The organism is Chromobacterium sp. Panama, from assembly GCF_003052555.1.
Lineage (GTDB): Bacteria > Pseudomonadota > Gammaproteobacteria > Burkholderiales > Chromobacteriaceae > Chromobacterium.
The window spans coordinates 1,445,981-1,461,115 of the sequence record NZ_QARX01000001.1; the positions used below are offsets into that span (position 1 = coordinate 1,445,981).

8 protein-coding genes are annotated in these 15,135 nt (G+C 62.3%); 3 read left to right on the forward strand and 5 right to left on the reverse strand.

What is annotated here, in order from left to right; genetic code table 11:
* Positions 1 to 9: 9 nt before the first annotated feature.
* Entirely contained in the window at positions 10 to 3,108 is a 3,099-nt protein-coding gene (locus DB032_RS06650) for a hypothetical protein (RefSeq protein WP_107798778.1), read from the forward strand.
* A 469-nt stretch (positions 3,109 to 3,577) separates the two neighbouring features.
* Positions 3,578 to 4,324, forward strand: a complete 747-nt coding sequence (locus DB032_RS06660; RefSeq protein WP_199225834.1) for a hypothetical protein — start codon at positions 3,578 to 3,580, stop codon at positions 4,322 to 4,324.
* Between the two features lie 82 nt (positions 4,325 to 4,406).
* Here DB032_RS06660 and DB032_RS06665 read toward each other — a convergent pair whose 3' ends face one another.
* The 5 genes from DB032_RS06665 to licT form a co-directional block, all read right to left on the reverse strand.
* Positions 4,407 to 4,715, reverse strand: coding sequence for a DUF1484 family protein (locus tag DB032_RS06665; RefSeq protein ID WP_107798780.1), 309 nt, complete (start codon positions 4,713 to 4,715; stop codon positions 4,407 to 4,409).
* A gap of 49 nt (positions 4,716 to 4,764) precedes the next feature.
* Positions 4,765 to 6,114: a carbohydrate porin gene (locus DB032_RS06670; protein WP_199225835.1), complete on the reverse strand. Its 1,350-nt coding sequence runs from the start codon at positions 6,112 to 6,114 to the stop codon at positions 4,765 to 4,767.
* Between the two features lie 161 nt (positions 6,115 to 6,275).
* Entirely contained in the window at positions 6,276 to 7,673 is a 1,398-nt protein-coding gene (locus tag DB032_RS06675; RefSeq protein ID WP_107798782.1) for a glycoside hydrolase family 1 protein, read from the reverse strand.
* A 23-nt stretch (positions 7,674 to 7,696) separates the two neighbouring features.
* Complete coding sequence (locus DB032_RS06680) at positions 7,697 to 9,550, reverse strand: beta-glucoside-specific PTS transporter subunit IIABC (RefSeq protein ID WP_107798783.1); 1,854 nt, start codon at positions 9,548 to 9,550, stop codon at positions 7,697 to 7,699.
* A gap of 154 nt (positions 9,551 to 9,704) precedes the next feature.
* The gene (licT, locus tag DB032_RS06685) at positions 9,705 to 10,523 is read right to left on the reverse strand and encodes a BglG family transcription antiterminator LicT (protein WP_107801716.1); all 819 of its coding nucleotides are present in this window, start codon (positions 10,521 to 10,523) and stop codon (positions 9,705 to 9,707) included.
* A gap of 1,051 nt (positions 10,524 to 11,574) precedes the next feature.
* On the opposite strand from licT, the gene DB032_RS06690 reads away from it, so the two are divergent.
* Positions 11,575 to 14,928, forward strand: a complete 3,354-nt coding sequence (locus tag DB032_RS06690; RefSeq protein WP_233246660.1) for an EAL domain-containing protein — start codon at positions 11,575 to 11,577, stop codon at positions 14,926 to 14,928.
* The last annotated feature ends 207 nt before the right edge of the window (positions 14,929 to 15,135 follow it).

Consider the following 15,135-nt stretch of genomic DNA (forward strand, 5'->3'; position numbering starts at 1 on the left):
GAGCGCGCCATGGTGACGGTTTTCACGTTGACGCCGGCGGGCGCCGCGCAGGCGCTCAAGGACCACGGACTGGACGCGCTGGGGCTGACCGCGCTGCGGCTGGGGCCTCGCTGGGGCGGGGCCAACCCCGCGTTTGACGCCGCGGCGCTCACGCTCGCCTTTGCCGGCGCGCCCAAAGCGCCGTGGCGCGGCATTCTTGAATACCTGGACAGCCTGGCCGCGTTCCGCGCGGCGGACGGCGCGCCCCTGAGCGGGGCCGGCGCGGCGCTGCGCCTGCATCCGCAGGCGGCGGCGCGGCTGGAGACGCTGGCCGCCGGCCGTTACGCCGCGCCCGGGCAGCCCCAGGTGCGCGCCGTGCCGCATACCCTGATTGTCCGCGGCCTGACGGACAACGTCTCGCCGCACAGCTACGATCCGGGCGATGACCTGCCGGCCGGGGCCGCGGGCGCGGCGCTGAGTTTTCACGATGCGCGCGGACTCATCGTCGACCCCGTCGCGGTGGCCGCCATGTTGGACGATCTGCAAACGGCGTTTCCCGCGCTGGATATCAGCGCCGGCGCGGTATCGCCCGCGGCGGCGGGCGGGGTGCGCAGCATTGCCGGCCTGGCCGGCGGCGTGCTCGCCCAGGTGGTCACGCTGCACGGGCGCGCGTTTTCAGCGGTGGGCGGCGGCCCCGGCGTGGAAAGGCAGGCGTCCGGCGGCGGCTCGTCCACGGCGCTGGGCGCGGCAGGGCTGGTGGCCATGAGCGCCGGCCAGCAACTGGCGGGCATGGGAGCCGGCGCGGCGGCCAGGCTGCGCCTGGGCTGGGCCGGCGGCGGCACCATGTCGGCCGGACCGCTCACCGTGCCCAATCTGCCGGCGGGCGTGACGCTGGCGCGCCAGTTCGTCCGCGCCTTCGCCGTGGACCTGGATTGGCATTTGCGCGGCAACCGCACCGCCTCCGCGGTCAACGGCATCCCCGCGGACGACCAGAAAATACCGGCGGACCTGCAGCCCCAGGTCAGGGACGGCGTAACCGTGGATTACCTGGCGGACGGCCCGGACATGTTGGCCGCGGCGTCTCAGACGGCGGGGCGCATGATGGGAGCCGGCGCCGGCGCGCTGATGTTCGCCGTGTCGCCCACCTTTGAACCCGGCGTGGGCACCGCCGCCGCGCCGGGCGCGGGCGCGCACTGGCCGGCTTTTCCCGGCCCCAACACCAATGCCGGCTTTGGCGCGGGCATGGCGCCGCCGGCCGGCGTCACCGCCGCCTGGTCCGGAACCAACGACGTGGTGGTGGCCATCCCGGCCGATTTCGCGCCCAGCGGCGCCACCGTGCGCGTTTTCGCGCAGCGCTTCCAACTGATCCAGGCCATAGGCGAGGAGCTCTCCTTCCTGCGCGCGGACGGCGGCGCGGCGATCGCCGCGGCGGGCAGCCCGGTGCAGGTGTTGGTGCGCAACCCGTTTGGCCTGAAGCCCGGGGACCCGCTGCCCAGCCCCGGCACCCTGGTCTATGACCTGGTGATCGCGCCGCGCACCGGGCGGCGGCGCATGTGGGCGGCGCAGCGCGCCGTCATCGCCGCCGGGCCGGCGGCCGCGCCGGCCGACCCCTTCGCCGCCGGAGACCCGCTGGCGGCCTGGCCGGACAACATCAAATCCATCTGCCCGGTGCCGCTCTTCGGCCTGCCGCGCACCGTGACGCCGCCGGGCGGCTCCCCGGCCACCGCGGCGGATCTGGCGCGCGCGCTGATGTCCGAGACCCAGCCGCGCCAAGGGCCGCGCATGCCCACCATGGCGCGCTTCGACGCGATCGTCGTCACCGGCGTTCCCAGCGCCAACGTATCGGCGGGGCTGGACTGGGACGCGGTGCTCAGCGGTGGCCGCTGGGCGCGCGAAAGCCGATCGGCGGACCACGCCAACGCCAACCCCGGCAACCCCGCCGGCCCGGACACCCATGCGCCGGGCGTGCGCGTCACCGGCGCGCTGGCTTACGACCTGGCCCAGCACGCGCTGCGCCGCGTCCAGCCCATCTTTCCCTTGCCTGGAGACAGCACGCCGGGCTGGATCGCCATGTCTGGCGGCAACAACTTCAACCCGCCCGCCGCCGCGCCGGCGGCCACACCCGGCAGCTCCTCGGGCGTGGCGCTGGAAACGGTGTGCGCGGTATGCGAAACGCCGGAGCTGTCCTTGCTGCCCGACGACAACCCGCTGGGCTCGTCCTCGCCCATCACCTTCCAGAACCTGCTCAACCAGCTGGCCGCCGCCTTGGGGCTGGGCAGCGCGCCGTCCATCACCATCTCCAACGAAGACCGGCTGATCAACGCGGTGCGGCGCGAATTCTTCGTCTCCAAGCACGGCAACCGCGATTCGCTCTGGGCGCTGACCCGCGCCATCGGCGAGGCCGATGAACTGATCTACATCGAGACCGCCGGTTTCGCCCGCACCGCGCGGCCCAGCGGCCCGCCCGCCGCTTATGAGATAGACCTTGCGCAAAAGATAGCGGACCGGATGGCGGTCAACCCCAATCTGAAAGTGATTGTCTGCCTGCCGCGCGAGACGGACTTCGCGCCCGCGTACGCGCCCTTTGTGCGCAGGGCGATCGCCCAGCGCAAGGACGCCGTGGACATCCTGCAAAGCGCCGGCGCGGCGCGCGTGGCGGTGTTCCACCCGCGCGGCTTCCCCGGCCGCTGGGCGCAGCTGCGCACCACCACCGTCATTGTCGACGACGTCTGGTGCCTGAGCGGCGCCACCCATTTTCGGCGCCGCGGCATGACCTTCGACGGCAGCATGGCGGTGGCCTCGTTCGATCGGGACATCGCCGGCGGTTACAGCCGCAAGGTGAGCGCCTTCCGCCGGCAACTGATGGCGGCCAAGCTGCAGGTGAGTCCAACGGACGCGGCGGGGCTGCCGGCCTCGGAATGGCTGCGCCTGCAATCGCCCGCCGCGGCCTTTGATCTGATCTCGGATCTGCTGATGCAAGGCGGCCTCAGCCGGCTGGCCCCGCTGTGGCTGGGCCCGACGGATGCGTCGGTCATCCCGCAGAGCGAGGATGTCGCCGATCCCAACGGCGCCACCGGCGCGTCCGGGCTGCTGACCCTGGCGGGGCTGCTGAGCGAGAGCAGCACCTGAGGCCCGCCGGCCGCCGGCAGGGAGGCCCGGCGGGCTAGACCAGGCTTAAGCTCAGGCTCAGGCTCAGGCGCTGTTGCGCAGGGCCTATCCCAACTATTGCAATCGTCAGATCGACGTTTGTCGGGAACAGGACGTGCCTTTCATGGCTGGCGTCGTTGAGTTCTGACAGTTCCCTTTTCTTGGCCGGGCGTAGCTTCCATTCCAGCGACCTATCCGCTGCGGCAATCTTGGGAGCAAGCAGGATACGCGTCTCATGGCAACATTCCATTGTCTGTTAAATAAATTTATCGATAAAAAATATATTAGACAAAATTAATTTAGTACCAGTCCTATTAATAGAATGAAAAATTGGGAGTAGGGTTGCGTCTGGCATTTTTTAATGTCAATGAGATTGTGCTTGGCTTAAATTGCTGCACTTTTTTATGGCTTACCGGCGCGGCTGGTATGGATTAAGTTTTAGGAATAAATGATGAAAATAAAGAGAGCAATTTTCAGTTCTGTGGTGTTGGCAAGTCTATCTTGTGCGGCTTATGCGGAAATCTTGGCGGATCAGAACATGCCCAATGGAGATCTCAGCGTAGCCTATCCGCAAGTCTGCATTAGAACCAATCGGACTCCGGAAAAAACGGATATGGCTCCCATTGTCAAGAAGGCTGATGAGGTAGCTAATCGGTTTCCGCAAGAGGATTACAACAATCGATCCAAGGCGGTGATGATGCATCTGACCAAGGAGTTTGGATCAGGAAAATTTGGGCATACCTGGATCAATGTGTTTCATGATCGTGGAGGTGCGACAGCTCCCACGTCTTATAGCTATCGAGAAGGCAAAGGCTATGTCAAAAATCATGCTCTAGATAAGCCTACTAGATCATTTCACCTCCAAAGGTGCGTGACGCTGAATAGCCCGAAAAAACAAATCAAAATCCTTGAAGATGTGATTGTGCCAGAGCTGAATATGGCGAGTTATTTTGCTGGCCTAGCCATGGGGATGCCCAATGCCGATCCGCAGAATGGCGCGTATACGCCCATTCATAACTGCGCATGGTTTGGCGGGATAGTGTGGAATGTATTGATGCAAGAAGAGCATGTATTTGCGCAGCCGTTCAATGGCGCTGCGCATGCCAATGTGTGGGGTATGCCCTTCATGAAAGCGGTGAAATCCATTTATGAACCAGGAATGATTGCCGAGGGGCTTAAAAAGGCCGGCAGCCGTTAAGTCACGTTTACCTGACGTTGGAATCCGCCGATAAATACCGCTGAGCGCCAAGTAGCGTAGATGCCGCCTGGCGGCGGGTAGCCTAGACCAGGCGGTTGATGCGGCTTAAGCCCTGGCTCAGGCGCTGTTGCAGCGGCTCCAGCAGCGCCGCGGCTTCCTCGCTGCTCCACAGCAAGGGCTCGTCGCGGCGCTGCAGCAGGGTCAGGATGGCCTGCAGGCCGAGATGGCCGGCTCGGATGTCGATCAGGCCCTGCGTCAGACGGGCGTCCATCTCTTCGCATTGCCGGGCCAGTTGCCGGCCAAGCTGCGGCAAGGCGCTCTGGTCCTGTGCATTGCTCAGGTTCTGGTTCAAGCGCCTTAATTGCTCCATGGCGGGCAAGGTCGTTGTCATGGCATTCCTTGGTTTGACCCCTCTGAAAAACTCAAGAAGATTGGCGATATCAGAAGTTGAGGGTGGTTTTTAGGCCCACGACCCAGGCATTGGGCGTCTGAACCAGCCCTCCCGGCCGCACCCAGTATTGGAGTCCGGGTTGCAACTCCAGCCAGGGCCAGACCTGGTAGCGGTAGATCAATTCGGCGTTGACCGAGGATTCCGGCAGCGGCGCGTAAAGCGGGTCCTGATAGTCGCTGACGCCGGCTCGCTGATTCAGCAGGTTCTGGCTGCGGCGCCAGTTGGGGCTGGCCTGAAATTTGGATACGCCCAAGGCCAGCCAGTCATTTGGCCGGGCATCAAATGGTCCGCGATAGCGTAAGGACAAGGAGCTGGCATAGGACCGGGCGTTGCTGCGTTGATCGGCCACGCCCAAGCTCCAGGAGAGGCTGAGCCCGCGGTTGGCTGTTTCAAGGCGGCGAGTCAGCTGTTGATTGAAGCCGGTGTACAGATACCAAGTATTGCGGTAGTGCCGATACCCCGTGGGGTCGTCCGTTCCCGCGCCTCCGGATGCTCCGGCGTAGAAGTCGCGTTGCTTGGCATTGGTATAGAGCAATCCCAGCATGTAAATGCCTGGCAGGCCAAAATGGCGGGTTTTCCATTCCGCTTCCAGCGGCAGCAGGATGCCGCGGCTGCCGTCGGTGGATACGCTCCAGGCGTGGCTGCGTGATGGCGCTTGCGGGTTCTGTTCCAGCAGGCCGGTTTTCAGGGTGACTTCCGGAGTGAGCCGGTACTGTAAGCTTGTGCCCCAGTAGTGCACGTTCCAGTTGTACCAAGTGCGCGAGCCGGCGGATTTTCCTCCGCACAGATTCAAGGTCTGGAAATCGCAGGGAATGATCTGGTCGAAGTCCTGCACCTTGTTCATCAGTCCTATCCGCCACTGCAATCTGCCGTCGAGAAAGCTGCGACGGAAGGTCAGCCAGCCCAGCCGGGTAATGGACTGGCCGCCCCAGCTTTCCTGCGCCAGGTCGTTGAAACCGACGCGTGGGTCTTGCAGCCGCGTGCTGGTCAGATTGTTGTCATGATTACGGTTGACGATATTGCCTTCGATCGCGGCATCGGGCATGCCGGTCAGCGCCTCCAGGCTTTGGCTGAAGGTCAGCGAAAACTGGTCGATGTATTCGGCTTTCTTGTCCGTGTTGTAACCGCCTTTGGCGTTGTAGGCGGTTTGGCTGACGTGGGCCAGGCGATAACGAAAACCATATTGTTCCAGCCGGTTGCGAATACCGGTATCGGCGCTGAGCAAGTCGCCGGCCTGTGGTTCGAAGCCCAGAACCGTGCCGTTCCAGGCTGGGTTTTGGCTTTCGGCTTGAATGACATCGGGGCTTAGCAATACCCCTAAGCTCAGCGCCAAAGCCAAGGGACCGCGACGCGGGGCGGTAGAGAACAAGGTAGGCATGTTTGTCTCCTGATCTTTCCGGCGGCTGCCTAGGCGCGGGCAAAGCCCGCTCCTGGCCTATGGCAGCGCCTGCTATGGCTTGGCCCGCTGTTGGCGGGCCGCAAATGTTCCCGTTTCTGCGATTAGCCGGCCGGCTTAAGCGTTTGTCCCCGGCTGCGTATCACGTCTCGATACCAGTAAAAGCTGTCCTTGCGCCGTCTCTCCAGGCTGCCTTGGCCTTGGTCGTCCAGATCGACGTGGATGAAGCCGTAGCGTTTGGACATCTCCGCCTTGGAGGCGCTGACCAGATCAATAGGCCCCCAACTGGTGTAGCCAAGGAGTTCCACGCCGTCGTCCAGCGCCTCGGCCGCTTGCAGCAGGTGATCGTTGAGGTATTGGATGCGGTAGGGGTCGTGGATGCGGCCGTCCGGCGTCACCTCGTCGCGCGCGCCCAGGCCGTTCTCCACGATGAACAGCGGCTTCTGGTAGCGGTCGTAGAGCAGATTGAGCAAGTAGCGCAGGCCCTGCGGGTCGATCTGCCAGCCCCATTCCGAACTGGGCAGATGAGGGTTGGACACCATGCCCAGCACGCCGTTTGCCTGTTGGCCCAATATGGGATCGGCTGAGGCGCAGCCGGACATGTAGTAGCTGAAGGAGATGAAATCCACGGTGGCGCGCAGGTCGTCAAGGTCGGCAGCGCGGATGTCCAACGCGATGCCTGCCTCGCGGAAGAAGCGCTGCATATAGGCCGGATAAGCGCCTCTTGCCTGCACATCGCCAAAGAACAGCCACTTTCGGTTTTGCCGCAAAGCTTCCTGCACGTCTTCCGGCCGGCACGTGAGCGGGTAACGAACGCCTCCCAACAACATATTGCCGATCCGGGCGCCCGGTATCAGTTCATGGCAGGCTTTGACGGTACGGGCGCTGGCCACCAGTTGGTGATGGATGGCTTGGTAAACCGCTTGCTTGCCGCTGTCCGGCGGCAGACCGACGCCGGTAAACGGCGCGTGCAGCGCCATATTGATTTCATTGAAGGTCAGCCAGTATTTGACCTTGTCGCGATAGCGGGCGAACACGGTGCGGGCGTAATGCTCAAAAAAGGCGATGGTCTGGCGGCTGGCCCAACCGCCGTGTCGCTGGGTCAACGCATAGGGCATTTCGAAGTGCGACAGCGTGACCAAGGGTTGAATCCCGTGCTTGGCCATTTCGTCGAACAGGCGATCATAAAACGCCAGCCCGGCCTCGTTGGGTGCGTCCTCGTCGCCTTGGGGAAAGATGCGGCTCCAGGCGATGGACACGCGCAGGCAGCTAAAACCCATCTCGGCGAACAGGGCGATGTCCTCCGGATAGCGGTGATAAAAGTCTATGGCCTGGTCCTTGAGGCCGCTGTCGCCGGCCACGCGCTGGGCGATGGGGCCAAACACCCCTTGCGGCAGCACATCCGAGGTGGACAGGCCTTTGCCGTCGGCCAGGTAAGCGCCTTCAGCCTGATTGGCGGCCAAAGCGCCGCCCCATAGAAAATCAGCGGGAAACAATGTCATCTCTATATCTCCTGATGCGGTGGTTAACGACTGACGGCCAGCAGAGGGGCCAACTCCGCCACCTCGGCCATGGTGAGAGGCTGCACTTGCGGGCAGCCGGGGTTGCAGATCAGCACCAAGCTGGTCATGTCGAAGCCGGCCTCGGCAATGGCGGCGCGGTCAAACTCCAACAGCAGATCGCCCGCCGTGATGGCGTCGCCTGTCCGGACATGGGCGTTGAAGTGGCGGCCATCGAGCTTGACGGTGTTGATGCCGATATGGATCAGTATTTCGATGCCGTCGTCGGCGACGAGCGCCAGGGCGTGGCAAGAGTGGAATAGGGATTTGACCCGGCCGCCAAACGGCGCCACCACCCGGCCGCTGTGCGGCAGGATGGCCACGCCCTTGCCCAGCACGCCGCTGGCGAAGGCGGGGTCCGGAACCGTGTCGAGCGCCTGGGGCTGGCCATGAATCGGGGAGAGGACTTGATAAGACGATGCGGCATCGACCGCGGTTGGAGGCTCTGTCGTCGCGGCGGCAGCCGCCTCGGCCTTGGGCTGGCCGAAGAAGAAGGTGAGCAGCGCGGCGAGACTCGCCGCCAGCAGGCTGCCGGCAATCGCTCCCCAAACCGTATAGTCGATGCCGCTGTCGGGAATGAGTTGAGCAAAGGAAAAAATGCTGGCCAGACCCATCGAGTATTTTTTTGCCTGCACATAGCCGACAAACAGGCCGCCTAGCGAGCCTCCCACGCAGCCGAAGATGAAAGGGCGTTTGGCCGGCAAATTGATGGCATAGATGGCTGGTTCGGTAATGCCGAACAGGCCGGACGTGACCGCCGAGCCGGCCAGGGCGCGTTTTTTGGCGTCGCGGCTGCGCAGCATCACCCCAAAGGCTGCGCCAGCCTGCCCTAAAACAGCGGGGATCAACATGGGCGTCAAGGTGTCGTAGCCCAGCGCGCTCAGATTGTTGTAGAACAGCGGGATGAAGCCCCAGTGCAGGCCGAAGATCACCAAGACCTGCCAGCCCGCGCCCAAGGCGGCACCCGCAAGCATGGGCATGAAGCCGTACAAGACCTGAATGCCGCCCGCCAGTGTTTGGCTGGCCCAAGTGGCCAGCGGTCCTATCAGAATGAAGGTGAGCGGCACAACCAGGATCAGGCAGGCCAGGGGCGTCAGGATGTTGCGCACCGAGTCGTGCAGGCGTGGACGGAGCCTACGCTCGACTTGGCAACTGACCCAGGCCGCAAACAGGATGGGCATCACCGAGGAGCTGTAATTCATCAAGGTCACGGGCAGGCCGAGAAAATCCAAAGCCGCCGTCCCCGGGTCTTTGGCGGCCTCAAAAGCACGGAGCGCTTGTGGATGCACCAAGGCGCCGCCAATCGCCATGGTGAACAGAGGATTACCGCCAAATTTTTTGCCGGCGGTATAGCCCAGCGCCATCGGCAGGAAATAAAACAAGGCGTCGCTGGCGGTGAACAAGAGTAAATAAGTGCCGCTGCTCTTGCTCAGCCAAGCGCAAGCCACGAACAGAGCCAGCAGCCCTTTTAAAACACCGGAGGCGGTAAGAATGCCCAGGACGGGCATGAAGATGGCCGATACCAGGCTGATAAAACGATTGAACAGCCCATCCTTTTCTTCCTTATCGGCGTCCTCCTGGGCACCCATCAGCGGCTGTATCTCGGCATAGACCTCCGCCACCCGGTTGCCGATCACCACCTGGAATTGCCCGCCGCTCTCCAGCGCAATGAGAACGTCGGGCAGGTTGTTCAAGCTTTCGGCATGGGCCAGCCCCGGGTTGCGCAATTTGAAGCGCAGACGGGTGGCGCAGTGCACCAGGCTCAGAATATTGTCCTTGCCGCCCACTCCCGCGACGATCAGCTTGGCGAGTATGTCCATTGTTCTCCTCCCTATGGCGAGCGAACGCTCAAAAAAAAACCTGACCGCGCCCGCCCGCAATGGGGGAGGCGTGGTCAGGTTTTGCCTATTCTAGACAGTAACAACCCTGTTGATGTCTCGGCGGCTCAAAGCCGCCGGCGAGTAAAGATCAGGCTTACAGACGGCTGATGTGAATGGCGAGGAACATCATCTCGTCCAACTCAAGTTCCTTCTGGTACTGCTCCCAAATAAAGCCTCTAACGCTTTCCGCGCTGCGCCACGCCTGCGGGTAGCTTGCCTTCACCGCCGCATGCAAGGAGGCGTCTCCAACAGGCAATGTCTGCTGCGACAACACGCGTTGCGCAAAAAACTTCAGGTGGGCAATGAAGCGGTGGTAGTTCAGCATTTGCTCGTCAAGCTCACGCCCTTGCTGGTAGGTGACAATCCGGAGTATCTGCTGCATCAATTGGGAAATAGCTTGCATCCCGAGAGCCTCGGTTGATATTTGGGCATTGGTCAAATGCCAGGCGATGAACCCCGCTTCATCTTCCGGCAGGCTCAGACCCAGGCGCTGCTCAATCAGCATCAGCGCTTGCTGGCCAAGGGCGAACTCTCTTGGGTAGAGCCTGCGCATTTCCCATTGCAGCGCGTTGTGGAGGGCAATGCCCTGGCGCTGGCGTTCAATCGCGAAATGGCAGTGATCCAGCAGCGCCAGATACACCTCCTCGGGCAGTTTGCCCAATTGCTTTTTCGCCAGGCTGAGGATATCGGCGCACACCGCCATCACCTCCGCGGGGATGCCGCTCAAGACCTCGCTCAAGCGGGATGTCAGCTCATGGTTTTGCAAGGCGAAGAGTTTTTCGATCCGGGCCGGGTCCAGCGCGTCTCCCGGGCGCTTTTGGAACCCCAGGCCGCAGCCCATGGCCACCAACTCATGCTGGTGTTCGTCCAACACGAGGGCCGCGTTGTTGTTCAAGATTTTGCTGATTTTCATAGCGCGCACCCTGAAAACAAAAAAACCTGACGGCTTGGCCTCAGCCAAGTCATCAGGTTTTGCCTGCTTGCGCAGTAACAATCCTTGAGCACATACATCCGGTTTGACGACGCGGGAACCCTGTCACGGCTTTGGTCCCAGCTGTCATCAACGCATAAGACCATAGGATGGTAGGAATGACAACTTAATTTGTTAAAAATATGACAATTCAACGCCGACTGATGCGGACGTCTGACAGAGCGGGCAGCCGGGGGCGGTTTAGCGGCCGTGGAGAAAGAGAGGGAAGGCGTCATTGCGGTCTCCAAGTCAGTGTTGGAAGCCTGTCGTTCCGCGGGCAGGGAACGGCGTCGGGGCAAAGGCTGTGCAACTGGCTGGCGCAATCGTCCAGCACTGCGGTGGCGGCGCAGGCCAGATGCTGCAAACGGGGTTGATGTGACTGTGCGGCGTGGGATTGGAAGGCGTCAAGCGCATGACGCAGGGTGGCGAGGCAGTTCAAGGCCAGGGCGCAGGCGGCCAGGGTTTGGCTCTGTGGATCAGGCGGCGGTTTGGCGAAAGCGGAGTGCGGATGGGAAGGGGTCATTGCGGTCTCCTAGTCAGCTTTAGAGCCTGCCCGGAGAGGCATGGACAGGCACGTGACAAGGTGGCAAGACCGGTATGTATGATCAAGGACCGGCAGCCCACAAGGAGCTCCCTGCCACGGCCTACCCGAATGGGTACAGCGTGGCAGCAGACGTAGTTGTGCCAAAGCGGACACAAAAGAGTCTGCGATCATACATTTCTGGGCTTGCCAGCCCTACGCAGCGTATTGGGCGCAGCGCGAGGCACAGGGTACTGAGACGGGGATGGGGCGTCAAGCCAATGGCGGAGGAGAGGAGGGTTTCATGATTGTCATCTTTTAAAGGATGCGCAGTGGTTCATCAAGTCGGAATTTTCAAGGGGGGGCGGGCTGGAGTTTGTGGGGCCTCAAGACCAAACCCTTGGTTAATGCCTTGTTCTACCGCGGCGGAATTTACTATCTATATAGGATATTGATTGGGGTCAGCACGCCGGGGTGGACATTTTGCCAGACCGATTTGAAGCCAAGTTGCGAGTCGCCATTGCCGTTGCCATGTTGTTTGTAGCGGCGCTGTCGCTTTCCATCTGGAAGGTTGTCGACAACGCCAGTCAAGCCGCGCACTGGCTGGCGAACAGCGTTCTGGTCATGGACCAGTTGGCGCATATCCGCGGCTATACCACGCAAGTGGAAATGAGCACTCAGAACTATCGTCTGACAGGCGATGAATCCAATTTAAAGGAGCGCGACAGGGCAATTGACGCACGCGAGCGCTTGCTGGCGCAGCTTCGTGTGCGAGTCGGCGATAGCCCGGAACAGCTTAAGCGTTGGATGGCTCTGCGCAGAGTCGTCAATCAGCGATTGGCAATCTCCCGTGAGGTTGAGCGCTTGTATCGCCAGCAGGGCGGAACCGCAGCCAGCGCCTATGCGACGCAAGCGCCGCTACGCGCCTCCCGCACACAGGTATATCGCTTGCTGGACGAAATGGACCAGGAAGAGCACCTGGTGTTGGAACAGAGGCAGATCGATTATGAGCGCTCACAGCAGTGGCAGCTATGGTGGAACGGCCTGAGCGGCATCACGCTTTACCTGCTGCTGGCCGGGACTTTTTTCATGGTGCGGCGGCAATGGCGGGCGCTCAAGGCCAGCCGGGAGGCATTGGCGTCCAGCGAGGAAAGCCTGGCCGCCACGCTGCATTCGATTGGGGACGCGGTTGTTTCCGTCAATGCGGCCGGCTTGATTACCCGTTGCAACCGGGTGGCCGAGTTACTCACGGGTTGGCCCGCCGCCGAGGCCGTCGGCTTGCCCCTGTCACAGATATTGACGGTGCGGCGGGATAAAGACGACCGGGCTATCGATTTATTGGCGTGCGGCACAAGAATGGTGACTCAGGCCCTGCACATGCCGGAGTCCTGGCATGGGGAACTGGTGGCGCGCGACGGCCGGCAGTGCCCGATCAGCTACACCGTGGCCCCGATTATCGCCAGCGGCGGTCAGCTAAACGGCGTGGTGGTCGTATTCCATGACTCCACCGCGGAACGGGATGCCCGGCTGACCATACTGGCGCAGAATGCCCTGCTTACCGAGAGAGTGCAGGACCGGTCTTTGCGCTTGGTGGAAAGCGAGGCGCATCTGGACGCCATCCTCAGCGCAGTGCCGGTGCTGATTGCCTATGTCAATGCCGATCGCCTCTATGTGTATGTCAACGAACAGTACCGGCAGCGCTTTGCGCCAGAGCGCGTGAACATCACCGGCTGCGCAGTGAAGGAAATTCTGGGGGAAGAGCGTTACGACATAGCCTGTCCGCGCATTGACAAGGCGCTGGCAGGCGAGCCGCTGGACTATGACTGGCAACCTTTTCCGGGGGTTTGGCAAAACATACGCTATGTGCCCAAACGCAATGAGCAGGAGGAGGTGATCGGTTATTACGTGCTGGGCATCGACGTCACCGAGCGCAAGGCGGCAGAGGAGCATATCCAGCTGCTCAACAACGAACTGTCTCAGCAAGTGCGCGAGCTGGAGCATGTTTCCCGCGCCTTGCGTACCCTCAGCGCCGGAAACCGCGCCATGTTGCGCGCCAAGGACGAGCAGGAGTTGCTGGACAGCAGCTGCCGGGCCATTGTTGAGGCCGGCGGTTACGACACGGCGGTGATCTGGTATGGCGACGGAGAGGCGCAAGAGCTACAGCCGATGGCTCAATGCGGCTTTGCCGGCGGGCTGGACGAACTGAAAGGCATTGTCCTGGGCAGGGCCGATGCCGCCGGCGGCATCAGCATCACGCCGACTGCCGTGCGTACCGGCAAGGTGCAACTGGCGCGCGACATGCAGAACGACAGCCGGTACCAGGCGCTGCGGGCCTTGATGTATGGGGCGGCATCCGGCCTGGCCTGCCCGTTGCGGGTGGACGGCCGCGTGATCGGCGCCCTGACCATTTACGACAAGCAGGCGGATACCTTTGACGACGACGAGATTGATTTGCTGATTGAGGCCAGCGCCGATCTCGCGTTCGGCATCGGCTCCTTGCGTGCGCAGCGGGAACGAGAGCAGGCCCGCGCAGCCATGCAGCAAATGCTGCGCCATGATCAACTGACCGGCCTGCCCAATATGTTGCAGTTTGAAGAGGCATTGACGCTGGCCGTTGTGCACGCCAGCCAGGAGGGCCGCATGCTGGCCGTGCTGCAGTTCAATATCGAACGGCTGGGGGAAATCAACGAGGTGCTCGGCTTTGCGCAGGGCGACCAGGTATTGCGTGAGTTTGGCGCTCGCCTGAGGGCTTGCCTGCCCGCCGCCGCGTTGGCCGCGCGCGTGCGAGGCGACGAATTTGCGGTCTTGCTCCCCGGCGCCGACGCGCAAGAGGCCTTGGTGCTGGTCACGGCGGTCACCTGGACGATGATCACCGCTTTTGAAGTGGCGGGGCTGACCCTGGACGTTGCTGCAAGAGTGGGAATCGCGCTGTTCCCTCAACATGGGGGGAACGTACACGATTTGTTGCGTCATATGGGCAAGGCCGCACAGCAGGCCAAGCAGCGAGGGGTGGCTTATTGCCTGTACGAACCGGGCAAGGGCGAGACGCAGGCCGAGCGGCTGACGCTGGCCAGAGAACTCCGCCATGCCATAGCGCAGGGCGAGCTGCGGCTATACCTGCAGCCCAAGGTCAGTCTGGCCGATGGCCGGGTCTGCGGCGCCGAGGCCTTGGTGCGCTGGCAGCATCCGCAGCAGGGCTTGTTGGGGCCCAGCGCCTTCATTGATATCGCTGAGAGGTCCGGGCTTATCCACCCGCTGACCGAGTGGGTCATTACGGCAACGCTGGAGCTTCTGCAAGCCTGGCAGAGGCAGCGGCTGATGCTGCCCATCGCGGTCAATTTATCGGCGCGCAATCTGCAAGACGACGCCTTGCCGGACAAGCTGCGGCTTTGGCAGGAACAGCGTTCGATTCGCACCGGCTTGCTGGAGCTGGAAATCACGGAAAGCTCCGTGATGTTGGACCCGGAGCTGGCGCTGGCCTTGTTGCATGAACTGCGATGCGCTGGTGTCGCACTATATGTGGATGATTTTGGCACCGGCTACTCGTCGTTGAGCTATCTGCAAAAACTGCCGGTGGATTACATCAAGATTGATCAGTCTTTTGTGATGAATATGTCGCAGGACAAAGACTCCGCCATGATCGTGAAATCCACCATCGAACTTGTCCACCATCTGGGACGGCTGGTGGTGGCGGAGGGAGTGGAGTCCGCCGCTGACTGGCAGAGCCTGCGCGAACTGGGCTGCGACTATGCTCAGGGGTATTTTATTGCCGCGCCGATGCCGGCTGAGCAGTTCGCCGCCTGGACCACCACTTTCCGGGCGCCATAGCGTGGGAAAGCCTCCTGTGCCGCAAGCCGCTTTGCTTGGACGGCTAGCTGCGGCAAGGGGTTTTGCTCCTGTTGCGCGAGCAAGCGCTGGCTTAAGCCCCGCAATGCTTTGATGACCGGCGGCCCGGCATATCCCATGGACGAGGCATACGCAGCGGAGTGCGGAGGGGAAGGCGTTATTGCGGCCTCCTGGTCAACTTTGGCGCCG